The organism is Anaerococcus sp. HMSC075B03, from assembly GCF_001815585.1.
Taxonomy (GTDB): Bacteria; Bacillota; Clostridia; order Tissierellales; family Peptoniphilaceae; genus Anaerococcus; species Anaerococcus vaginalis.
On the sequence record NZ_KV821198.1, the window covers coordinates 44368 to 67805 of the forward strand.

Annotated in this window: 30 protein-coding genes and 1 pseudogene; 27 read left to right on the forward strand and 4 right to left on the reverse strand. The window is 28.3% G+C overall.

Annotated features, from left to right (window positions below; genetic code table 11):
* Positions 1–77: 77 nt before the first annotated feature.
* Positions 78–530, reverse strand: coding sequence for a 2-thiouracil desulfurase family protein (locus HMPREF3045_RS06880; protein ID WP_083316593.1), 453 nt, complete (start codon positions 528–530; stop codon positions 78–80).
* A gap of 43 nt (positions 531–573) precedes the next feature.
* Between HMPREF3045_RS06880 and HMPREF3045_RS06885 the strand changes: the two genes are divergently transcribed.
* The 12 genes from HMPREF3045_RS06885 to HMPREF3045_RS06935 all read left to right on the forward strand — a co-directional run bounded on the left by HMPREF3045_RS06885 (position 574) and on the right by HMPREF3045_RS06935 (position 8311).
* Positions 574–1023 carry a ribonuclease domain-containing protein gene (locus HMPREF3045_RS06885; protein ID WP_070607260.1) on the forward strand — a complete coding sequence of 150 codons (450 nt, stop codon included), beginning with the start codon at positions 574–576 and terminating at the stop codon, positions 1021–1023.
* On the forward strand, positions 1024–1278 hold the full coding sequence (locus HMPREF3045_RS06890; RefSeq protein ID WP_070738200.1) for a barstar family protein: 255 nt from the start codon (positions 1024–1026) through the stop codon (positions 1276–1278).
* A 28-nt stretch (positions 1279–1306) separates the two neighbouring features.
* The gene (locus HMPREF3045_RS06895) at positions 1307–1657 is read left to right on the forward strand and encodes a hypothetical protein (protein ID WP_004838035.1); all 351 of its coding nucleotides are present in this window, start codon (positions 1307–1309) and stop codon (positions 1655–1657) included.
* The gene (locus HMPREF3045_RS06900) at positions 1650–2348 is read left to right on the forward strand and encodes an ABC transporter ATP-binding protein (RefSeq protein ID WP_039920334.1); all 699 of its coding nucleotides are present in this window, start codon (positions 1650–1652) and stop codon (positions 2346–2348) included. Before HMPREF3045_RS06895 ends, HMPREF3045_RS06900 begins: the two co-directional genes overlap by 8 nt.
* On the forward strand, positions 2345–3133 hold the full coding sequence (locus HMPREF3045_RS06905; protein WP_070738203.1) for an ABC transporter permease: 789 nt from the start codon (positions 2345–2347) through the stop codon (positions 3131–3133). The genes HMPREF3045_RS06900 and HMPREF3045_RS06905 overlap by 4 nt, the downstream gene beginning before the upstream one ends.
* A 9-nt stretch (positions 3134–3142) precedes the next feature.
* Positions 3143–3877 (forward strand): ABC transporter permease, encoded by a 735-nt coding sequence (locus tag HMPREF3045_RS06910; RefSeq protein WP_070738206.1) that lies wholly within the window; start codon positions 3143–3145, stop codon positions 3875–3877.
* A gap of 7 nt (positions 3878–3884) precedes the next feature.
* Positions 3885–4049, forward strand: a complete 165-nt coding sequence (locus HMPREF3045_RS09335) for a hypothetical protein (protein ID WP_004838039.1) — start codon at positions 3885–3887, stop codon at positions 4047–4049.
* Positions 4050–4074: 25 nt separating this feature from the next.
* Positions 4075–4812 carry an NAD-dependent protein deacylase gene (locus HMPREF3045_RS06915; protein ID WP_070738209.1) on the forward strand — a complete coding sequence of 246 codons (738 nt, stop codon included), beginning with the start codon at positions 4075–4077 and terminating at the stop codon, positions 4810–4812.
* Positions 4813–4814: 2 nt separating this feature from the next.
* Positions 4815–5189, forward strand: a complete 375-nt coding sequence (locus HMPREF3045_RS06920) for a hypothetical protein (RefSeq protein ID WP_070738212.1) — start codon at positions 4815–4817, stop codon at positions 5187–5189.
* A gap of 66 nt (positions 5190–5255) precedes the next feature.
* Positions 5256–6437 (forward strand): coenzyme F420-0:L-glutamate ligase, encoded by a 1182-nt coding sequence (locus tag HMPREF3045_RS06925; protein ID WP_070738215.1) that lies wholly within the window; start codon positions 5256–5258, stop codon positions 6435–6437.
* Positions 6438–6493: 56 nt separating this feature from the next.
* Positions 6494–7468, forward strand: coding sequence for a YitT family protein (locus tag HMPREF3045_RS06930; RefSeq protein ID WP_070738218.1), 975 nt, complete (start codon positions 6494–6496; stop codon positions 7466–7468).
* Between the two features lie 12 nt (positions 7469–7480).
* Entirely contained in the window at positions 7481–8311 is an 831-nt protein-coding gene (locus tag HMPREF3045_RS06935) for a glycosyltransferase family 8 protein (protein ID WP_070738220.1), read from the forward strand.
* 32 nt (positions 8312–8343) lie between these two features.
* Here the strand turns inward: HMPREF3045_RS06935 and HMPREF3045_RS06940 are convergent, their stop codons facing one another.
* Both HMPREF3045_RS06940 and rd read right to left on the reverse strand, forming a co-directional pair.
* Positions 8344–8940 carry a TVP38/TMEM64 family protein gene (locus HMPREF3045_RS06940; protein WP_019118241.1) on the reverse strand — a complete coding sequence of 199 codons (597 nt, stop codon included), beginning with the start codon at positions 8938–8940 and terminating at the stop codon, positions 8344–8346.
* Between the two features lie 61 nt (positions 8941–9001).
* Complete coding sequence (rd, locus tag HMPREF3045_RS06945) at positions 9002–9160, reverse strand: rubredoxin (RefSeq protein ID WP_004814307.1); 159 nt, start codon at positions 9158–9160, stop codon at positions 9002–9004.
* Between the two features lie 135 nt (positions 9161–9295).
* On the opposite strand from rd, the gene HMPREF3045_RS06950 reads away from it, so the two are divergent.
* From HMPREF3045_RS06950 to HMPREF3045_RS06990, 9 genes are all read left to right on the forward strand, one after another.
* Positions 9296–9694, forward strand: coding sequence for an ATP-binding protein (locus tag HMPREF3045_RS06950; protein ID WP_070642494.1), 399 nt, complete (start codon positions 9296–9298; stop codon positions 9692–9694).
* A 118-nt stretch (positions 9695–9812) separates the two neighbouring features.
* On the forward strand, positions 9813–11639 hold the full coding sequence (gene typA / locus HMPREF3045_RS06955; protein ID WP_070738223.1) for a translational GTPase TypA: 1827 nt from the start codon (positions 9813–9815) through the stop codon (positions 11637–11639).
* Between the two features lie 10 nt (positions 11640–11649).
* Positions 11650–12090, forward strand: coding sequence for a hypothetical protein (locus HMPREF3045_RS06960; protein WP_070738226.1), 441 nt, complete (start codon positions 11650–11652; stop codon positions 12088–12090).
* An 11-nt stretch (positions 12091–12101) separates the two neighbouring features.
* Positions 12102–12740, forward strand: coding sequence for a redox-sensing transcriptional repressor Rex (locus HMPREF3045_RS06965; protein ID WP_019118238.1), 639 nt, complete (start codon positions 12102–12104; stop codon positions 12738–12740).
* A 6-nt stretch (positions 12741–12746) separates the two neighbouring features.
* A complete protein-coding gene (gene abc-f, locus HMPREF3045_RS06970) occupies positions 12747–14669 on the forward strand; it encodes a ribosomal protection-like ABC-F family protein (protein ID WP_070738229.1) in 1923 nt (640 codons plus the stop codon).
* 54 nt (positions 14670–14723) lie between these two features.
* Positions 14724–15263 (forward strand): alkaline shock response membrane anchor protein AmaP, encoded by a 540-nt coding sequence (gene amaP, locus HMPREF3045_RS06975; protein ID WP_070738232.1) that lies wholly within the window; start codon positions 14724–14726, stop codon positions 15261–15263.
* An 8-nt stretch (positions 15264–15271) separates the two neighbouring features.
* Complete coding sequence (locus HMPREF3045_RS06980; protein WP_070642501.1) at positions 15272–15577, forward strand: hypothetical protein; 306 nt, start codon at positions 15272–15274, stop codon at positions 15575–15577.
* A gap of 19 nt (positions 15578–15596) precedes the next feature.
* Positions 15597–16040, forward strand: a complete 444-nt coding sequence (locus HMPREF3045_RS06985; protein WP_004838054.1) for an Asp23/Gls24 family envelope stress response protein — start codon at positions 15597–15599, stop codon at positions 16038–16040.
* Positions 16041–16098: 58 nt separating this feature from the next.
* Positions 16099–16452, forward strand: a complete 354-nt coding sequence (locus HMPREF3045_RS06990; RefSeq protein ID WP_070738235.1) for a Spx/MgsR family RNA polymerase-binding regulatory protein — start codon at positions 16099–16101, stop codon at positions 16450–16452.
* A gap of 16 nt (positions 16453–16468) precedes the next feature.
* Here HMPREF3045_RS06990 and HMPREF3045_RS06995 read toward each other — a convergent pair whose 3' ends face one another.
* On the reverse strand, positions 16469–17092 hold the full coding sequence (locus HMPREF3045_RS06995; RefSeq protein ID WP_070738238.1) for a thiamine diphosphokinase: 624 nt from the start codon (positions 17090–17092) through the stop codon (positions 16469–16471).
* Between the two features lie 101 nt (positions 17093–17193).
* Here HMPREF3045_RS06995 and HMPREF3045_RS07000 point away from each other — a divergent pair, with 101 nt between their 5' ends.
* The 6 genes and pseudogenes from HMPREF3045_RS07000 to HMPREF3045_RS09120 all read left to right on the forward strand — a co-directional run.
* Positions 17194–18390: an AI-2E family transporter gene (locus tag HMPREF3045_RS07000; RefSeq protein WP_070738241.1), complete on the forward strand. Its 1197-nt coding sequence runs from the start codon at positions 17194–17196 to the stop codon at positions 18388–18390.
* On the forward strand, positions 18391–19005 hold the full coding sequence (locus HMPREF3045_RS07005; RefSeq protein ID WP_070738244.1) for a hypothetical protein: 615 nt from the start codon (positions 18391–18393) through the stop codon (positions 19003–19005).
* Between the two features lie 26 nt (positions 19006–19031).
* Positions 19032–21395, forward strand: a complete 2364-nt coding sequence (locus tag HMPREF3045_RS07010) for a glycogen/starch/alpha-glucan phosphorylase (protein ID WP_070738247.1) — start codon at positions 19032–19034, stop codon at positions 21393–21395.
* Positions 21396–21416: 21 nt separating this feature from the next.
* Positions 21417–22211: a ZIP family metal transporter gene (locus HMPREF3045_RS07015; RefSeq protein WP_070738250.1), complete on the forward strand. Its 795-nt coding sequence runs from the start codon at positions 21417–21419 to the stop codon at positions 22209–22211.
* A 383-nt stretch (positions 22212–22594) separates the two neighbouring features.
* The gene (locus tag HMPREF3045_RS07020; RefSeq protein ID WP_257244386.1) at positions 22595–23098 is read left to right on the forward strand and encodes an RDD family protein; all 504 of its coding nucleotides are present in this window, start codon (positions 22595–22597) and stop codon (positions 23096–23098) included.
* A 125-nt stretch (positions 23099–23223) separates the two neighbouring features.
* Positions 23224–23438 (forward strand): annotated as a pseudogene (locus HMPREF3045_RS09120) (ClbS/DfsB family four-helix bundle protein); the annotation flags it as partial.

Consider the following 23438-nt stretch of genomic DNA (forward strand, 5'->3'; position numbering starts at 1 on the left):
CTAACGACAATATATAATATACCAGCTTTAAAAATATTTGTCAAATATTTTTTTAAAAATTTTTTAAAATTTTAAGATTAGCTAATTTTAGCTTTTAGGTAAGAATAAAATTCTTCAAATTCCTTTTCGCTGAAAATAATTATATCATTTTTCTTTAAAATTTGGCAAGTTATTCCATCGCCTTTTATTAAATTTTTATTAAAATTTCCATCATAAATAAAATCTTTTCCGCAAGATGGAGATTTTGCTTTTAAGAGGGCGATTTTTATATTATTTTTCTTACAAATTTCTAGGGCGATTTGTCCACCTTTTTTGAAATTTTTTGTAAAATCTACTCCATCAACATTTATAACTTTAGTATTTTTTATTTCACATGGCTTTCTTGGTGTTTTCATTCCTGAATCTACTTCTGGGCATACATCTATGAAATTTATTTGTGGAAATTTTTCTTTTAAATTTTTTATTTCGTTATTTTTTCCGTCATAGCGACAATTTATTCCCAAAAGACATCTTGATATTAATACATTCATATTTTTATCCTTTCTGATATAATTATAGCAAAGGAGTAATTAAATGAAAATTAAAAACTTTTTTTATAAATTTATTTTAAGTTTTTTTCTTATTTTTGCTTTTACTGGATGTGTAAAGCATGAAAATATTAATTCTAATGAAGAAGTTGAATGTACAAGTCTTCTTGAAGATAAGGCTTATTATAAAAAAGATGATGTAGTTGATTATATTAAAGCTTATAAAAAACTTCCTCCAAATTTTTTGACAAAAAAAGAGGCGAAAAAACTTGGTTGGATTCCTAAAAAGGGAAATTTGTGGGAAGTTACTGATAAGGGAGTAATTGGCGGAGATTATTTTGGAAATTTTGAAAAAAATTTACCTGATGCAAATTACAAGGAATGTGATGTAAATTATTTTGGTGGAAGACGTGGTGGCGAAAGACTTATTTATGATGAGGATTTTAATATTTTTTACACCAAAGACCATTACAAAAGTTTTACCAAGGAGAATTAGATGATTTATTTGGATGGAAATAAATTTAAGTCAAGGGATGAGGCCTTTTCTTATTTGAATGAAAAAATTGATTTTGAATATGAAGTAAATAATCTTGATGGGCTTTTTGATGAACTTTCTATGCTTGATGAGAAAATTATTATTAGAAATTATCCTCTTATTTATAAAAATTTGAATGATTATGGGGAAAAATTTTTGTCTTGTTTTATGAAGGCAAGTCTTTGTTTTGATTTGGAAATTGATTTTCTATCATAGATTAATATAGTAAAGAAAAGGAGCTAATATGGAAGATAGGTCAGTAAATAATGAAATTAGAAACTTTGTTGCCAAAAATATTATAAATAATTTTCTAAAAAATGGGGATAAGTTTTATGATAAGGAATTTCTTATTAATAAATTTAGGGTAAATCCTTCTTATGTGGATAAAACTTACCAAAGACTTTTGGATGAGGATTTGATTGAGGCAAAAAGTGATTATTATTATATGAAAATTGATGAAAACAAAAGAAATGCCCTAATTGTGGAATTTGCAAATGGATATTTGAATGAATTTTTGAAAAATATGAATTCAATAGGAATTACAAATGAGGGAGTTTATGATTTTGTATCTTTGAGGATGAATGCTAATGGATAATATATTAGAAATAAAAAATTTGAAAAAAACTTATGGCAAAAAAAATGTGCTTGATGGGATTGATTTAAAACTTGAAAGGGGAAAAATTTTGGGACTTATGGGTCCAAATGGTTCAGGAAAAACTACTCTTTTAAAATGTATAATGGGTTTAATTAAGCCAAATGATGGAGAAATTTTAATTGATGGGAAAAAAGTTGGAGTTGAAACTAAAAAAATCATCTCTTATTTGCCTGATGCCTACCATCTTTATGATAATTTGACTATTGAAGATACGGTAAATCTTTACAAGGATTTTTATGATGATTTTAATATGAGAGTTTGCAAGGAACTTTTTGAATTTATGAAAATTCCAAAGGAAGGTTATTCTGATAAATTGTCAAAGGGAATGAAGGAGAGGCTTCTTTTGGCGTTGACTCTTTCTCGTGATACAAAATTATACATTTTGGATGAGCCAATCGAAGGAGTTGATCCTATTGCAAAGGATATGATTTTATCTGCAATTATAAAAACTGTAGATATTGGTAGGACAATTATTATTACAACCCATCAAATTGGAGATTTGGAAAATCTTTTTGATAGGGCAGCTTTTATCCAAAGAGGACAAATTCTTTTGGAAGAAGACGCCGAGGATTTGAGAGATAAGTATAAAAAGCAAATGGTAGATTTGTATAAGGAAATTTTTGTAATATGATTAGATTTTTGAAATATGAATTAAAAAGGTCAATGGGATTTTTTCTTTTGATGGCATTATTTGCCATACTTTCTCAAGGCCTTGTTGGAATATTTTATAAATTAAATAGCTTTGAGTTGGAAAATAAAAACACTTCATTTTTTATTCTCCTTATAGCTCTTGCCCTTATAATTTTGTCAGTTTGTTTGATATTTTTTACCATTAGATACAAAAGAGATATTTTTGACAAGTCATCTTACATAACTTTTACCATAAATATTTCTGTAGCTAAGATTATTTTTGCAAAATTTTTGGCAAGTCTTGTGATAGGCTTTTTAAGCCTTGTAGTTTTTGTAGGATCTTTAATTATAAGCTCAAAATTTTTAGGGATTTATGATGATTTAATAAATATATCCATAAAGGTTCTTATGGTATATATTTTTGTTTTAGAAATCTATTATTCAATTGCCTATCTTCTTTTGGTTTTTGGAATAACCCTTTCAAAAGTACAAATTTTTAGAAGATATTATTCATTTGTATCAGTGGTTTTGTCCATTGTTTTATTTACAATAATAGTTTGGCTTTTAAGAAATATTTACACAATAAGTCCTGTGATTTTAAGATTTAAAGACTTTGCCATCCAAAGGATAATAAATATAAATGGAGTAGATATTTCCATGCTTTACAATGGAGTTGACGGAAAAGTTTTGGGAATAAATATTTGGATGTTGACATTTTCTATTTTGATAATAGCAGTTACATTTTTTTATAATGTATTTTTGATAGAAGAGAAGATTGATTTTTAGGAGATTATTATGAGAAAATATTTAAAATATGATGCAAAATCGAATATGAAATTTTTCATATCAACAATTGCAAGTTTTGTAATTCTTTTAATCTCAATGATGTCAATCAAAACAATTGGAGCATTTTCAAGAACGCTAGAAATAAATTCAGCCATAAATTCAATAGAAATAATTGTAGTTGTAGTTTTTATCCTAACAATTTCCTATTTTATTATAAATAGTTTTTACAAAGACCTTTACACAAACAGGTCAATACTTACATTTTCCTTGCCAATAAGCGCAAGAGAATTTATTTTGGCAAAACTAATAGTAATAAATATTTTCTATTGGCTTTTGGTGTTTTTGTCAGTATTTTTGTTTTATATAGTAGGAACATATTTAAATACAAAAATACTTTTATCTTTGGTCTTTATAATGATTTTGATAAATATAAGTGCTCTTTTAGTATTTTTATATATGCAAATGGATAGGTATTTGTTTAAAAGAAAAATTTCAGTATTTTTAATTTTTATAATGACAACAGCCATACTTGCTCTTGCGTTTTTCATAAATAAAAATTTTTTACTTTTACACAATAAGATTATTTTGAAAAATTATAATTATATGGCTTTTGTTTATTCTTATATAAAATACAAGGGAGAATCATATATAAATTTGACGGGATTTATTTATTATATTTTGATATTTCTAGGATTATTTTGGATAAATGCAAAAATATTAAAAAAAGATTTAGACTTATCGTGAGGATTTTATGAACAAAAATATGTATATAGGAATTGTAGGAGGAGTAATTATATCAATAATTTTAAATAATGCCTACAATTTTCCAAACAAAGAAATGGTTGCAGTAGTCTGTGCAGTAATAGGCGCATTTTTTGGAGCAAGCATTGATAATAAATTTAAAAAATCTAAGTAGGGTATAGTCATAGTAAGGAGATATTATGGATAATAAAATTAATGAAGTTAAAAAAATCATAAAAGAATCAAATAATATTGTATTTTTTGGGGGAGCAGGAGTATCAACAGCATCTGGCGTTCCAGATTTTAGATCTGCAACCGGACTTTATAATAGAGAAAATAATTCATCATATTCGCCTGAATATATGCTAAGCCATGAATTTTTTGTAAATCATCCTGATGAATTTATGGAATACGCAAAAGAAAATTTGATGATTGAGGGAATAAAACCAAATGATTGTCATCTTGCTTTAACAAAACTTGAAAAAGAAGGGAAATTAAAGGGAATTATTACCCAAAATATAGATTCTCTCCACCAAGAAGCAAAAAGTAAAAATGTTATTGAGCTTCACGGAAATTTGAGAGATTATTATTGCACATCTTGTGGGAAAAATTTCGATCTTTCTTATGTAAAAAAATTTAAAAATTTAGTAAAATGCGATGAATGTGGATCACTTGTAAGACCTGACATAGTTTTATACGGAGAAAGTTTAAATAATGATAATATAAATTATGCAGTAAAATTGATTAGCGAAGCGGATGTATTAATTGTCGGGGGAACAAGTTTGGTTGTTTATCCTGCAGCAGGTTTGATAGATTTTTATAGGGGAAACAAACTTGTAGTAATTAATCAAGATCCTACCCCAAAAGATAATAAAGCAGATTATCTTTTAAAAGGAGATATATCAAAAATAATGAAAGAATTAGTAGAAGGTGTTTAATTTTGAAAAAAAGACATGGAATTGACGAGCTATCTATAGGACTTGTGTGGTTTGCAATTGGCTTAATGCTTATAAATTATTTTTTTAAAATTAATTTTTTACAAGCAATGCCACTTGTGATAGTTTTTTATGCCATATTTAGGACTATATCAACAAACGAAATAAAAAGAAACAGCGAAAATTATATTTTCAAATTAAAATTTTTAAATCCTATTCAAAAAAAATATAGGAGTATTAAAAGGAAAATATTTGGAGATAAAAAATATAAGTATATTAGATGTAAATCATGTGGACAAGAATTACGTATTCCTAAAGGCAAAGGAAAAATAATCGTAAAATGCCCAAAATGCAAGACTAAACAAAAAGTAAAATCATAAAAAAATAAAAATTTTATCTTTATTTTTTAAAAAAATTAATGTATAATACGTGAGGAAGGAGCATGTATGGATAGATTAATAGGAACAGTATCAATGGGTGTTAGGACACCTATTATTGAGACAGGAGATAACTTAGTAGATATTGTATTTGATAGTGTAAACAAGGCTGTTGAATCAAAAAATATCGAAATAAATGATAAGGATGTAGTTTGCATTACAGAATCCCTTGTAGCAAGAGCTCAAGGAAACTACGCAACTTGTGAACAAATTGCTAAAGATATAAATGATAAATTCAAATCTGACGAAATAGCAATTTTATTTCCAATTTTAAGTAGAAATAGATTTTCAATAATGCTAAAAGCTTTTGCTTTGAGTGGAAAAAAACTTCACATTTGCTTATCTTATCCACAAGATGAGGTAGGAAACTACATTATGGACAGAATGGATTTATTTGAAAGTGATGTAAATCCTTATTCAGATATTTTGTCAGAAGAAGAATTTAGAAAACTTGCAGGAGATTATAAACATCAATTTACTGGAGTTGATTACATTTCTCTTTACAAAGAAATGGCAAAAAACAGCGAAGTACATTTCTTCAACAATCCAAAAGATGTACTTAAATTTACAAAAAGTGTTTTAGTTTGCCAAATCCACACAAGAGATTTAACTAAAAAACTTCTAGAAAAATCTGGAGCTGAAGAAATTTATGGTCTAGATGAAATAATGACAAAATCAGTTGATGGATCAGGCTATAATGAAGATTACGGTTTACTTGGCTCAAATCTTTCAACGGAAGATGTTGTAAAATTATTCCCAAGAGATGGCCAAAGTTTTGTAGATGAACTTCAAGAAAAATTTATTGAAAAATATAATAAAGAAGTTGAAGTTATGATTTACGGTGATGGAGCATTTAAAGATCCAGTAGGAAAAATTTGGGAGCTTGCAGATCCTGTTGTATCTCCAGCTTATACAAAAGGACTTTCTGGAACACCAAATGAATTGAAAATAAAATATATAGCTGATACAGAATTAAAGGACTTATCAATAGATGAAAGAACTGCAAAAATGAGAGAAAGAATTTCACAAAAAGCAGCTGATTTAAAAGGAACAAATGAAACCTTAGGAACAACTCCTAGACAAATCACAGATCTTTTAGGCTCACTTTGCGATTTGACATCAGGCTCAGGCGATAAGGGAACTCCTGTTGTTCTTATACAAGGATATTTTGATAATTATTCGAATGACTAAAAAAAAGCCGTTAGGCTTTTTTTTTATAAAGTTGGAGGATAAAAAAATAAACAAAAATGAATGAAAATATAGATCCTAATAATTATTCCGACAAGGAAAAAATTAAACATATTCTTGATAGAAATGCTGCAATAAAAATACTTAGAAAAGATAGAAAAAAATATAAATTTGCCCACAAGCCCTTGAGTGAAAAAAAGAAATTTTTACTTATGAGCTTTGCTGCCATACTCATGGCAAATGGAACACATTTTTTTAAATATCCAAATCATTTTGTAATAGGAGGAGTTGAGGGGGCATCCATACTGCTTTCAAATAGTCTTGCCTTATCTCCTGCATTTATAACTTTGATTTTAAATGTTACTTTGTTGGTTTTGGCATATTTTATTTTGGGTAAAAATTTTGTTTTAAAGACTGGCTATGTATCCATATTAAATTCCTTAACAGCCCTTGCTCTAAGTAAAGTCTTACCTCACACAACTCCATTTACAGATAATAAATTATTAGAATTATTTTGTGCAGTTTTAATACCAGCTCTTGGCTCATCAATTTTATTTAATTTATCAGCATCAAGTGGCGGGACAGATATAATCGCTATGATTATAAATAAATACACAAATTTAAATATTGGAAAATCACTTTTGATGGGAGATTCTATTCTAACAATTTTATCAATCAAAATATTTGGAGTAGAAATTGGACTTTTATCTTGCCTAGGTCTTTTGATGAAAGGCGTTGTAGTAAATCAATTTATATCATCATTTAATACAGCAAAACTATTTTTGATTATTACATCCAAGCAAGAAGAAATAAGTGTATTTATTAGAGATAAATTAAATAGGTCGGCTACAGTTTTGGATGGAACAGGACTTTATTATAAAAAAGACCAATCAGTGTTTTTGTGTGTAACAAATGATTACGAGGCCGTTTTATTTAGAAAATATATAAAAGAAATTGACCCACGCTGTTTTATAACAGTCTTAGATACATCATCAATAATAGGCAAGGGTTTTTATACGACAGACCTTCAATAGAAAGGGAAAACTATGAATATATTGGTTTCATGTGATGAAAATTATTTAAATCCTCTAAAAACTATGCTATATTCATTATTTGAAAGTAATGATACAAATTTTGAAATTTATTTGATTCACAAAGATATAAGAGATGAAAAAATAGAAGAAATTGAAAAATTTGTAATAAAAGCAAGCTCAAAAAGGGCAAAATTAAATCCGATAAAAGTTACCAATCTTTTTTCTAATGCAAAAACAACTTTTTATTATACAGAAGAAATGTATTATAGGCTTTTGGCTTATAAATATTTGCCAGAAAATTTGGATAGGATTTTATATTTAGATCCTGACGTTTTAGTTTTAAATTCTTGCGAAAAACTTTACAATATGGATTTAGGGAATAATTATTTTGCAGCAGCAACTCATACTATTCCAACGGTTCAATCTGCGAATGTAGCAAGGCTATCTATTTCATCAGGACATAAGGATATAGAAAATTATTTTAATTCAGGAATTTTGATGATAAATTTAAAACTTGCAAGAAATAGTCAAAGCTATGAAAAAGAAGTTCTAAATTATGTAAAAAATACCAAATCTTTAGGGCTTATAATGCCAGATCAAGATCTTTTGAATGTAGTTTTTAGAAATAAAATAATAAAAATTGACGAAATAAAATATAATTATGATGCAAGAAGATATTTAACTTACAAATTGAAGGATAAAAAATATAATTTGTCCTACATAATTTCAAATACATGCTTTTTGCATTTTTGTGGAAAAAGAAAACCTTGGTTAGAAGAAAATAATCTAGGCGTATTTACATCGCTTTATTTATATTTTTGGAAAAAAGCAATGAATATATAAAAAACTCCTAATTTTTTTGATTAGGAGTTTTTTTATGCTAAAAATAATTTTAAATGATACATTAAATATGCTATAATCACAATTTCTATAAATTTAGCCACAAACATTATTTTTAAGTAATCTTCAAATTTTAATTTTTTAAATCCTGCAACCATTGATAAGGCGTTGTCAGGAGCAAAGGGCATAGCGCTTGTTAGAAATAAAACTTTTTTAAATCTTTTTGTACTTTGCCTTGTTGCACTTTCGTATTTTTTAAGGCTTTTTTTTGGCAAAAATAAATTTAAAAATCTTTTACCATAAATTCTAGTTAAAGTGTAATTTAAAACAGCAGTCATAAGACCTGTTATGTAATTTAAAAATAAACCAAATTTTTGACCGAACAAGGCAAAGCCTATTACTATAAAAATTGTCGTTGGAATAAAAGGAACAAATCCAATCAAAACTTTTAGAATTATAAATATTAAAGGGGCAAGATAAGTAAAAGCTCCAATATAATCGTATAATTTATCCGAATTTGTGAGTATTCCCAATTTGTACAATCTATAAAGAAAGGTCAAAAATAAAATAGAAAGTCCAAGGCTTATAAAGATTTTAATTTCTTTGCTATGTTTTTTTAAAAAATATTTCATAAAAAAATCATGAATACGAATTTATAAAAAAGAGAGGCGATAGCCTCCCTTTTAAAAAATCTTATTCTTGTTCTTCGAACATATCCTTGCCAACTCCGCAAACTGGGCATACCCAATCTTCTGGAAGGTCTTTGAATTCTGTTCCTGCATCGATTCCGTTATCTGGATCTCCATTAGCAGGATCATAGATATATCCACAAGCTGTACATACGTATTTCATAATATTCTCCTTTCATTTGTTATACATACATTATACTACAAAAACAAAAAAAGCAATAATTTTAACTTTTTAGACAAAAATTAACAAAAAATTTTTATTTGGGTATAAATTTATTAATAAGAGATGAGGGGTAAGATGGAACTTATTAGAAACACAATGCCTACTGACCTAAAAATGATAAAAAAATTTAGGGATGGGCTTGTTTTAAATTTAAAAAATAAAAATATAGATGAAAATTTAATTTTTAAAATAAGATTAATTTTGGATGAACTTATAATAAATTCCTACGAGCATGGAAATAGGTGTGAGTACGACAAGATGATTGACACAACTTTTATTATGGATGATACTTGCTGTTTGATAAAAGTAAAAGATGAGGGAGAAGGAATAGATTATCTTTTTGAAAATGATGGACTCCACGATCACGGCAGGGGAATTAAACTTGTTTATAGTTTAGCTGATGAGCTTATTATTAAAGATAATATTATAATCGCTTTTGTAAAAAGAGATTCCAAGAGAAAATTATATATATAATACTTGGTAAGTTTTTTTTATCAAGTATTTTTTTTGTTATTTATTGATAATCTTATCACATATGATATAATAAATTGATGAATAAATAGTTTATATTAGTTAAGAAAGAAGTGATTTAATGAAACGTGAAGATATAAGAAATGTGGCGATAATCGCCCATGTTGATCATGGTAAGACAACTCTTGTTGATGGTCTTTTAAAAACTAGCGGAATTTTTAGAGAAAATCAACAAGTTGATGAAAGAGTTATGGATTCAAATTCTATTGAAAGAGAAAGAGGAATTACAATTCTTTCAAAAAATACTGCGATTAATTATAAGGGAATAAAAATAAATATAATTGACACTCCAGGACACGCCGATTTTGGTGGAGAGGTTGAGAGAGTTTTAAATATGGCTGAAGCGGTAGTTTTGGTTGTAGATAGTCGTGAAGGTCCAATGCCTCAAACAAAATTTGTTTTGAGAAAGGCAATCGAATTAAATCTTCCAGCAATTATTTGTATAAATAAGGTTGATAGACCTGACCAAAGAGTTGAAGAAGTAATGGATGAAGTTTTGGATTTATTTATTTCCCTTGAAGCTGATGAATCATATCTTGATTCTCCATTTGTTTTTGCATCAGCCAAAGAAGGTTGGGCAAGTTTAGAATTTGGTGAAGTAAAAAATGATATGACAGATCTTTTAGATACAATAATTGATTACACACCAGCTTTTGAATCAAAAGAAAATGCTCCATTTAAAGTTTTGGTTTCAACAACAGACTATGACAATTATCTTGGAAGAATTGCAATTGGAAAAGTTGAAAGTGGACAAATAAATAAAAATGATTCTTGCATAATTGTAAATTACAATGACAAGGATAGAAAAGTAAAATCAAAAATTGTTACAATTTATGAATTTGAAGGACTACAAAGAAGTGAAGTTGAAAAAGCAGATTTTGGTTCAATTGTTGCCTTATCGGGAATGGAAGATATAAATATAGGAGATACAATTTGTACAGAAAGTGATATGGAGCCAATAGAATTTACAAAAATTTCTGAGCCAACACTTTCAATGACATTTTCTGTAAATAATTCACCATTTGCAGGACGTGATGGAGATTATGTAACAAGCAGACATTTAAGAGATAGATTATTTAAAGAAAAAGAAACGGACGTATCACTTAGAGTTGAAACAACAGATTCAACAGAAGCATTTAAGGTTTCTGGAAGGGGAGAGCTTCATCTTTCAGTTTTGATAGAAAATTTAAGAAGAGAAGGATATGAATTCCAAGTTTCAAAACCTGAAGTTATGTTTAAAAAAGATGAAAATGGAAAAATACTTGAGCCAATGGAGCTTGCAACAATTGATGTTGATCAAGAATACACAGGTTCAATAATAGAAAAATTAGGTCTTCGTAAAGGAGAGCTAATGGATATGGCTCCAAATTCATCAGGATACACAAGAATGGTATTTAAAATTCCTGCAAGAGGACTTATAGGTTATAGGCAAGAATTTTTAACAGATACAAAAGGAACTGGAATTTTAAATACAGAATTTGATTCTTATGAAAGATATAAGGGAGATATTGCAAAAAGACAAGCAGGTTCACTTATTTCTTTTGAAACAGGAGTAGCAACTACTTATGGACTTCACGCAGCTCAATCAAGAGGACAACTTTTTGTAAAACCTCAAGATGAAGTTTATGAAGGAGAAGTCATAGGTTCAAATGCAAAAGGAATTGACATCGACGTAAATGTCTGCAAAAAGAAAAAACAAACCAACGTCAGAGCATCAGCAGCTGATGAAGCCCTTGTTTTATCTCCTGCAAAAATCATGAGCGTTGAAGAGATGATGGAATTTGTGGAAGAAGATGAATTAATAGAAATCACTCCACACAATTTAAGAATTAGAAAAAAAATCTTAGATAATAATTTAAGATATAAATCAAAAAAATATAGTAAGTAAGGAGCTAAAAATGAAAAAGAGATTTGAAAGATTTCTTTCAACCTCTCTGCTTTTATCAGTATTAGTGGTTTTAGTATCAAATTTAATCCTAATTCTTACAAAAATTAACCCACAAGTTGTAAATAATGTTTGGAGTATATCCTTCATTATTTCTTGGGTTATAATGCTTATTTATCCTCTTTATATATTAATGGAAAAAGAAACAAGAGGTTATTCGATTTTTGTAGCAATAATAAGCATTATAGTTTTTGCAATCTTAAGCTACCACGCCCTACTTGTGGTAAGCAACTATACACCATTATTACCAAAATACATAGCAGTAGATGAAAGAATATCAAGTTATTGGCAAGAGTTGTTTTATAGTGGACTAATAATTATTTATATAGTTCATCTTTTGAATGTAATACTTTTAAACAGATTAAGGTCTAAAGAAATAAAAAATAATGATTAACGGAGGTTGTTATGAAAAAAGGGTCAAACGTTTCTTTATCAGTAATAAAAAGGTTACCAAAATATTATAGGTATTTAGAAGCAATTAATGAAAAAGGTATTGTAAGAGTTTCATCTAAAGAACTTTCACAAATCACAGGCTTAACAGCAAGCCAAATTAGACAAGACTTAAATCACTATGGCTGCTTTGGTCAACAAGGTTATGGTTATAATGTAAAAGAATTAATGCAAGAGCTTGCAAAAATTATTGGAGTAAACAAAGAATATTCTATGATAATAATCGGTTTTGGAAATATTGGCCATGCTCTTTTCCAATACTCAGGTTTTAAGACTTTAGACTACAATGTAAAAGCAGTATTTGACAAAAACAATGAAGAAGTTTCAACAGAAAATTTAAAAGTTTTGTCAACAGATGATTTAAAAGAATATTTAGAAAAAAATGAAATAGATATAGGAATTATCACAACACCAAAAGATGGTGCCCAAGAAGTTTGTGATATTCTTTGTGAAGGAGGAATTAAAGGAATTTGGAACTTCGCACCAGTTGATTTGAAAACAAAAAACAATGTGGTAATAGAAAATGTTCATCTAGATGAATCATTATTTACCCTAACATATTTTATCAACACACCAGAAGATTTCATTTTCTAAAAAATTATGATTGTAGCATCAGTATCAAATTTAGAAAAATCCTATCCAACCCAAGATGTATTTTCAAATATATCATTTACAATAAATAAGGGAGATAAAATTGGTTTAATAGGAAATAATGGTTCTGGAAAGTCTACACTATTTAATATATTGACAGGAGAAATTTCCAAAGATTTTGGAAAAATTCATATACCAAATGATGTAAGCCTTGGTTATTTGAAACAACAATTAGGACTTATGTCAGATAAAAGTATATATGATTATTGCTTGGAAGTTTTTAAAGATCTTATAAAACTAGAAGAAAATATTAGAGATCTTGAAATAAAAATGAGCGAGGAAAAAAATCCAGATAAGCTCAATGAAATAATGATTGAATATGCAAAAAAAAGCGAAGAATTTGAAAAACAAAATGGCTATTCCTATAAGTCGGAAATAAGAGGCGTACTTATAGGAATGGGCTTTAGCGAAGAAGATTTTTCAAAAGAAATTTCGCTTTTATCAGGAGGACAAAAGGCAAGGGTTGAACTTGCCTGTCTTTTATTGGAAAAACCTGACCTAATTTTATTAGACGAACCGACTAATCACCTTGACATAAAGGCGATTAATTTTTTGGAAAATTTTGTAAAAAATTTTAAGGGATCAGTTATAGTTATTAGCCACGATAGATATTTTTTGGATGCAACAGTTTCAAAAATATTTTTGATGGAAAATGGTGGACTAAAAATTTATGATGGAGATTATACATCATTTATGGCTCAAAGAAAAAAAGATTTGAAAGTCCAAAACCATCTTTACAAAACTCAGCAAAAAGAAATCAAAAGGCAAGAAGAAATAATTGATAGGTTAAAAAATCTTGGCGGTTCAAAAAGAAAAAGAGGAATTTCTCAATCAAGATCAAGACAAAAACTTTTGGATAAAATGGAAAGGGTAGAAAAGCCTGATAACTTAAATGAATCCATAAATATAAGATTTACTCCAAGAATAATTTCGGGAGTTGATGTATTAAGTGTAGATAAATTAAAAAAATCCTACGATAAGGATATTTTTGAAGATATTTCTTTTAATATCTATAGAAATGATAGGGTGGCAATAATTGGAGAAAATGGTGTAGGCAAAACTACTTTATTTAAAATTATTTTAAACCAAGAAAGAATAGATGATGGAGAAATAAAATTAGGCTCTAGCGTAAAAGTTGGATATTTTGACCAAGAACAAAAATCCTTAAATACAGAAAACACTTTGTTTGAAGAAATAAGAGAAGCCTATCCCGATCTTACAAATTATGAAATTAGGTCTTATCTTGCAAAAATAATGTTTTACCAAGATGAAGTTGATAAACCAATAAATGAATTATCTGGAGGACAAAGAGCAAGAATTTCTCTTTTAAAACTTATGCTTTCAGATTGTAATTTTATTTTGATGGATGAGCCAACCAACCATCTTGATATAGATTCAAAAGAAGCCTTGGAAGATGCTCTTATTGCTTACGAAGGAACAGTTCTTGTGATAAGCCACGACAGGTATTTTTTAAATAAAATTGCCGTAAAAATTCTTGATATGCACAAGGATTATATAAAAGAGTATTTGGGTAATTACGATTATTATGTAGAAAAATTAAAAGAAGAATCATTAGAAGATGAAAAAAAGCCAATAATGACACAAACCCAAATAAAAAAAGAAGAAAAAAAGAAAAAACTTAAAAGGCTTGAAGTAAAAAAAATAAAAGAAAAAATAGAAAAATTAGAAAAAGAATCCAATACAATTGATGCAAAAATTCATAAACTTACAGAAGAAAGCCTCAAAGAAGGTTTTTATGATGATGAAAAAAAAGTCATAGAAACTTTTGCTAAGATAAAAAACCTTGAAGAAAAGAAGCAAAGATACCAAGATAGGTGGTTAGAATTATCTTTGGAATTAGAAGATGACTAAAAAAGTTTTGTTTCAAAAGCTAAAGCATGGGTAACTTATAAGTAAGGAGGCTTTATGGGAGGATTTAAAAAATTTTTGTGGTCAATAATGACCATAGCTTTGATAATAATTTCCGCCATACTTGGAACGATTGCTCTCGCAGATGATGGAGTAAGGCATGATTTATTATCATATTTAGAAATACAAAATTACAGATACGTACTTCTCGGTGTTGCTATAGCAATTTTGATTTTTGCAATTATTCTTTTGATAGATATTATAGCAAATCAAAATGATAAGCGTGAATATCTAGTAGAAGATAATACAGGCGATATTTTTATTACAAGAAATTCATTGGATTCAGCAGTAAATTCTGCAGTAAATAAATTTATGGGAACAGAACTTACCGATTCAAAAGTTAAAATAATAAAAGGCGAAACCGTAGAAGCAAAAATTAAATGTGACGTTTTTGGAGATAGGGACTTTGAGGATTTAGGTAGAAAGATTCAAGCTGAAGTTGAAATGGGACTTAGAATGCTAACAGGACTTGAAAATGCAAATGCCCATGTTCAATTAAATAAAGCTCATAAAAGTCAAGAAAGAGAACTTAGGTAGGTGGTATTATGGAAAAAGAAAAAACAAAATTAGATTTAGAAAAACAAGTAACCGCCTATGATGTAGAAATGAGAAAACTTGATATAAAAGAAAAAAAAGAAAAAGAATGCAAGGAATTTAAAGAAAAAAATAAACACAAAATTATTTCTTTGATTTTGGGAATTGCAACAATAGGTTCGCTATTCGATTTTGGATTTTTTAGAACTGTTGGTATTTGGATTGTGCTAGGATTTTGTTATTGCTTGGGCGGATGGCTCGACAAAGATCCTAAGGTTATAGGATTTGTAATTAGCTTATTAAAAAAATTTCAATAAAAAAAGATAGGGGAAAATTATGACAGAAAAAACATTTGACAAAGATTACGAAAAAGGAATCGAAGAGGATCAAGAAATCGAAAAAGAAGTTTCAAAACTAACAATTGCTGATAAGGTTGTAGCAAAAATTTCTAGAATTGCAGTAAATAAAGTTGATGGAATTTTGGATATGAAGGCAAGTTTTTTTGATTCAGTTTCATCAGTTTTTCAATCATCAAGTGAACAAGATACATCAGGAGTAGATGTTGAAGTTGGACAAAAAGAAGCAAAAGTAAATATGCAAATAATCTTAGAATATGGAAAATCTGCTCCACATATTTTTGAAAATATCAAAAAAGTTGTAAAAGAAAATGTAAAGCAAATGACAGGACTTGATGTTGTAACAGTAAATGTTGATGTAGTTGATGTTATGACAAGAGAAGAATACAAATCTAAAAAATCAGATAACGACGATAGAAAATAAAAATTAAAGGGGTTGCAAGGTCAACCTCTTTTTTAAAGATTAATTTAAGGAGAAAAATATGAAAGCATTATTAATAGGATATAAATCTTGCTCAACTTGCAAAAAAACTGAGAAATTTTTGGAAGAAAAGAAAATTGATTATAAATTTCAAGATGTAAAAGAAGAAAAACCGGAAAAAGACCAAATAAAAGACTTATATAAAAAAAGTGGTCTTGAAATAAAGAAATTTTTTAATACATCTGGACAAATTTATAGGAAGTTGAATTTAAAAGACAAATTAAAAGATATGACAGAAGATGAAAAATTAGATTTATTAGCATCAGATGGAATGTTATTAAAAAGACCAATTTTAGTTTACGGCGATGATGTTGTAGTTGGTAGATTAAATATTGAAAAATATTTTGAAAAATAAGGCAGGAAATCCTGCCTTATTTATATACATTTTTCTTTTCATAAATTACAAGAATTATTCCCTCATCAAATTCTATTTTAAATTCTTTTCCTATTGGCTCATTTGATACGCCTAGGTGCATGTCGCTTTTTAAGGTGAAATTTTTTAGCTCGTATTTTAAATTTATTAAATTTAAATTTTCTATTTTTTCTGTTAGGGCAAAAAGAGAAATATAGATGTTTTCTATTTGTTTTTTTTCTTGAAAATTTTTATCTATTACAAATAATTTTTGGTTTTTATTTTTTAATTCTATATCAATTCCTTTTTTCTTAAATTCTTCCATTATTTTTATATTTGCAATAGTGTGGGAAATTCTTCCTCCAAGTCCTCCATAGACAATTATTTTTTTGTAGCCTTTTTTTATTGCAAAATTTATTGCAGCGTACAAATCGGTTTCGTCTTTTTCGGGTTTTAGTGTAATTTTATTTTCAAAATCTGGTTGTTGTGCTGAATCGAAATCTCCGATTATTGTATCTATTTTTATTCCGATTTTTTCTATATATGTATAGCCTTTATCTGCTCCTATTACATAGTCATCTTTTTCTATTTTATCAAAAAATCCGTCGAAATCTCCTCCGGCAAATATATAACATTTTTTCATAATCCACCTCAAGCTTATTATATCATTATTATAAAATGGAAGATGAAAAATTTCTATGGTAAAATATAGGTAAATAATTAATAAGGAGAAGGGAAACTTTAATGAAAAAATTAGATGAAAAGAATTCACAATTACTAAAAGTTATTCTTATATCTATTTTTGTATTTTTTGCATTTTGGTATATTGAAAATGTTAAGAATGGCTTGACGGTATTTATTGCTGTAATACAACCTTTTTTGATTGGATTTATGCTGGCTTTTATTATTAATTTGCCTATGAATTTCTTTGAAAGAAAAGTGTATTCTAAAATTTTTAAAACAGAAAAGACAAAAAAGTTAGTTCCAGTTTTTTCACTTATATCTTCTTGGATTTTATTTATTTTGGGTATTGTAATATTTTTGAATGTATTAATTCCAAGAATATCTAAGGCGGTAACTGCTCTTATTGAAAGATTTCCGTTATTTTTAGATGATTTGATAGATTTATTAAATAAAAATAAATTTACAAAAAATTTTTCAGATGATGCTCAAAAATATATAAATAGTGTTGATTGGAACAATGCCTTAGTTCAAGTTAGGGATTATTTTGTTGGAGAGGCGGGAAATATTTTTGATAAAACAACTTCAATTATAAATTCTGTATCATCAACTATTATAACAATAGCTGCTGCTACAATATTTTCGGTATTTGTATTGATTAATAAAAAAGATTTGAAAATTTTAGCTAATAGAATTATTTATTCCTTATTTAAAAGGAGTACTGCTGATGAAATTAACAAGGTGGCAAGTCTTTCTTATTCATCATTTGCATCTTATATTAATTCCAAAGCTCTTTCTAGTTTGATACTTGGAATTTTGGTTTTTGTTGGTATGTTAATTTTAAAAATTCCTTTTGCAGCTATGGCTGCAATATTGGTTGCAATAGCAGATTTTATTCCTTATGTTGGACCACTAATTGCAACTGTAATTATGATGATTTTAATTTTTATAGAATCACCATTTAAGTCTTTGGTATTTTTAATATTTTTATTAATAGCCCAACAAGTTCAAGGCTCAATAATTTATCCGGCTTTGGCTGGAAAAACAATTGGTTTACCATCAATTTGGGTAATTGTATCAATAGCTATTGGTGGAAGTTTGTTTGGAATTGTTGGAATGCTTGTATCAATTCCAATTGCATCAATTTTATACACTTTGATGAATGAAAAAATGGATAAGACTTTGGCAAAAAAAGAAATTTCAGAAAATGAAATTAAAGAATTATCAGAAAAAGTTCACTACAAAAAGGAAGAAAAATAGATGAAATTAAAAAGATCTAAAAAAGGCGAATTTGTTCCAGTAATTAAAAACAATAAAATTTACTACGGTGGCTACCAAAATGACTTAAAAGAAGTAGGAGTGAGTAAATTTTATAGGGATAGGTCTTGTGTAGTTACGGCATTTACAAATACTTACCTATATCTTTACAGAAAAGATGAAAAATTTAGCCTAGATCAATTTAATGATTACCAATATTGTTTTTTTCAAATTATAAAACCAAGAGTTTATGGAGTGCCAACGGCAAGGCTTTTGGATTTAAAATTAAATAAATTTAGAAAATCCTACCATTTGAAATTAAAATCACACATTTTAGAAGATAATCCAATAAAAAGAAAATCAATGGAAGAGATTGCAAATTTTATTTTTCAAGCCATAGAAAAAGATCTGCCAGTTATATTTTTTAATTGGGTCAGTAGGTCGATTAGGGTGATGAAACATCATGGAGTTACAATTACAGAAATAGAAAAATTTGAGGATGATTATAAACTTACAATCTCATCATGGGGAGAAGTTTATAAGATTTCATTAAAAGAATTTTTGGAACAAAATAGAACATATACTGGTTTTATTTATTTTGAAAAGGATAATATATAAAAAATTTAAAATATAGGAGAGAAAAAATGAACAAAAACAAATTTATGGAAAGTTATATCGAAAATTTACAGAGAATTACACTAAAAAATTTTGCAGAAACTTCAGACAAGGACAGATATTTTGCTCTTTGCGATACAATAATGGAGCTTATCAATCAAGAATGGAGAAATTGCAAAAATAGGACAAGAAGATCAAGAAAAGCCTATTATTTTTCTGCGGAATTTTTGGTAGGAAGATCCCTTGGAAATAATTTAATTAATCTTGGAATTTATGATGAAGTAAAAGAAATTTTAAGTGAGATTGACATTGATTTTGAATCAATAGAAAATTTTGAAGATGATGCTGCTCTTGGAAATGGTGGTCTTGGTAGACTTGCAGCTTGTTTTATGGATTCAGCGGCAACCCAAAGGCTTGATATGTATGGATACGGAGTAAGATACAGAGAAGGACTTTTTAAACAAAAAATAGAAAACGGCTTTCAAGTTGAAGGTGGAGATCATTGGATAAAAGATGGCGATGGCTGGTCAATAAGAGTTGAATCTGATTCGAAAATTGTAAAGTTTAGAGACCAAACTGTAAAAGCAGTTCCTTACGATATGCCAATGCTAGGTTTTGAAAATGAACAAGTAAATACATTAAGACTTTGGCAAGCAGAACCATTTGAAGAATTTGATTTTTCATATTTTAATAATTTTCAATATGATAAGGCAGTTGAAGAAAAAAATAGGGCTGAAGATATAACCAGAGTTTTATATCCAAATGACATGCAAAGAGAAGGAAGAGTTTTAAGATTAAAACAACAATATTTCTTCTGCTCAGCATCAATTCAAGATATGGTTTCAAAATACAAAAGATATTTTGACCACGATTTACAATTTGAAGATTTTTCAAAATATCACATAATTCAATTAAATGACACCCATCCAATTATAGCCATACCAGAGCTAATAAGAGTTTTAGTTGATGAAAATGGAATTGAATTTGAAAGGGCAGTAGAGATAACAAAAAATACATTTGCCTTTACAAACCATACAGTTTTACAAGAAGCTCTAGAATCTTGGCCAAAAGATATAATGCTTGAAGTATGCCCAAGATGTTTTGATATAATTAAAAAATTAAATGAAAATTTAGTAAAAGAATTTAAAGAAAAAGGACTTTCAGAAGAAGCTATCGATCCTTATAGAATTATTAGATTTGACCAAGTGAGAATGGCAAATCTTGCAATTGTAATGAGCAAATCAGTAAATGGAGTTGCAAAACTTCACACACAAATTCTAAAAGATGATACCTTTAAAAATTGGTATAAATTAATGCCAGAAAAATTCAACAATAAAACAAATGGAATAACACCAAGAAGATGGCTAGTATATTCAAATATAAAATTATCAAATTTCATCACAGAAAAATTAGGAAGCGATGATTGGAAATACGATCTTACAAAATTAAAAGACCTAGAAAAATACCTAGACGATGAAAAAACTCTAGAAGAAATTAATCAAATTAAATTTGAAAATAAAAAAGAGTTGGCAAAATATATTTTGGAAAATGAAGGAATAAGTATAAATCCAAATTCAATTTTTGATATACAAGTAAAAAGAATTCACGAATATAAAAGACAACACTTAAACCTTCTTCACATCATAAATTTATATCACAAATTAAAGAAAAATCCTGATATGGATTTCTACCCAACAACATTTATTCTTGGAGGAAAAGCAGCACCAGGATATTTTAGAGCAAAAGCAATAATAAAACTTGCAAATGAAATTGCAAGAGTTATAAATAACGATGAAGAAGTAAATGACAAAATAAAAGTAGTATTTGTAAATAATTATAGGGTAAGCTACGGCGAAAAACTTTTCCCAGCAGCAGATATTTCAGAGCAAATTTCAACAGCAGGAAAAGAAGCTTCAGGAACAGGCAATATGAAATTTATGCTAAATGGAGCCTTGACACTTGGAACTTATGATGGAGCAAATATAGAAATTTTTGAAAATGCAGGAGTTGAAAATAATTATTTATTCGGTGCAAAAGTTGAAGAATTAAATGAAATTTATGACTCCTATAATCCAAAAGAATTTTATTACAAAAATGAAGATATTAAAGATGCAGTAGATACACTTTTATCAGGAGAGCTAAACGACAATGACTCATATATGTTTTTAGATATTTATAATTGTCTAATAAATCCACAAGGTGGAGAAAAAGCTGACACATATTTTGTCTTAAAAGATTTTGAAGATTACAAAAAAACACACGAAAAAATAAATAAAGAATATTCCGATAGATTAACATGGGCAAGAAAGAGTCTAAAAAATATTGCAAACGCAGGATATTTTTCATCAGACAGAACAATTCTTGAATATGCAAAAGATATTTGGAAATTATAAAAAAAATAGAAAGAGAGAAAAATGAGCAAAGATTTAGTAATAGGATTACTAATTCCATTTATAGGCACAAGCCTTGGATCGGCTATGGTCTATTTAATGAAAAACGAATTATCAAGTAAAATTCAAAAATCCCTATCAGGCTTTGCCGCAGGCGTAATGGTTGCGGCAAGTATTTGGTCGCTTTTAATACCAGCGATGGATATGGTAGATCAAAAGCTAGGAAAAATGGCGTGGATTCCTGCTGTGGTAGGATTTGCCGTTGGAATTATATTTTTATTATTTTTAGATAATGTAGTTCCCCATCAACACGTTGATAGCGATGTGGCAGAAGGTCCAAAAAATGATTCGTTAAGAAAAACTACTATGATGGTACTTGCAGTTGTAATTCACAATATTCCAGAAGGAATGGCAGTAGGAGTTACATTTGCAGGAGTTTTATCAGGAAATACAGATTTGACAATGGCAGGAGCAATGGTGCTTTCACTTGGAATAGCAATTCAAAATTTTCCAGAAGGTGCAATAATTTCTATGCCATTAAAAAGTCAAGGAATAGGAAAAAATAAATCATTTATAATGGGAGTTTTGTCAGGAGCAGTAGAGCCAGTGGCAGCAGTTCTTACAATATTATTATCCCAAATAATGATTCCGATTTTGCCATATCTTTTAAGCTTTGCAGCCGGAGCAATGTTTTACGTAGTAGTAGAAGAATTAATACCAGAAGCAACAGGCGAAGGCGAAGACCATTCAAACCTAGGAGTAATTTGGTTTTCAGTAGGCTTTTCAGTAATGATGATTCTGGATGTGGCATTAGGCTAGAAATTGTGCCGGTGGCACAATTTCTACTAATGCCCCGCGGAGTAAAATCGAAGAATTAAAAATCAGTTTTAAAATAATAAAAAACCAAATTAAGTAAAACGCAACCAAAGAGCGTGCTTGGCTTAGAAATTGTGCCGGTGGCACAATTTCTACTAATGCCCCGCGGAGTAAATACGAAGAATTAAAAATAAATTTAATTCGCTTAGCAATCAAATTAAGTTTACCGTGGTCAAAGAGCGTGCTTGGTTAAAAATTGTACCAGTGGTACAATTTCTACCAACATCCCGCGGAGATCGGCATATGAGATATTATGAAAGCAAGAAAGAATTAAAAAATGAGATAAAGAAAGCTTTTGACACTGCGAGGATAAATAAATTATGCTTATGAATAATAATCCAATATCATTAAAAAAACGAATGAAAGAATTGTTTTTTGATTATCTACTTATTCTTTTGTATTTAGCATTTTTATTTGGAGTAAGCATGGCAGTTTATCATCTGTTTTTTAAAGGGATTCCGAAAATGAACGAACTACAGTCACAATTAATTGCTTTATTAACATCAGTTATTCCGATTATTTTGATTTTTTCTTTTTTGGATTATTCAAAAGATGGGAGTCTTGGTAAACGCAAAGCGGGGTTAAAAGTCGTCTATAAACATAAATCTTTAAAAGCAAGCTTTATAAGAAACTTAATCAAATTTTTACCATGGCAAATAGGACATATGAGTACGATTCATGGAATTTATACTGGCTTTGATGTATGGGCTATCGTGTTGTTTTTTATAGGTATCGGATTTGCTGTGCTGCTATTATTAATGGGTCTTATACGTAATGATAAAAGACATTTGGGTGATTTATTGGCAAATACACAAGTACAAAATCAATAGGAATGATTAGAAAATAAGAGTTGAGATTTAAATAAGAGTTATTTTTAATGAAAAATAATGAAGATAACTATTAAATTTAAGGTCGATATATGAGGTCTTATAAGAGTAAGGAAGAATAAAAAGGTGAGAAAAAGGGACTTGAAGTAAAAACACCATCAGATAAATTCAAGTGGAATCAACTTGGTGAATTATATCATTGGTTTACAGACACCTATGCTAATAAATCGTTAAAGGAACTAAAAGAACATTCAACACAGAATATAGAAAATATTTATCTTATTATAGATGAATTAACACATGAAGAATTATCTAAACCACATATGAGAAAATGGGCAGATGA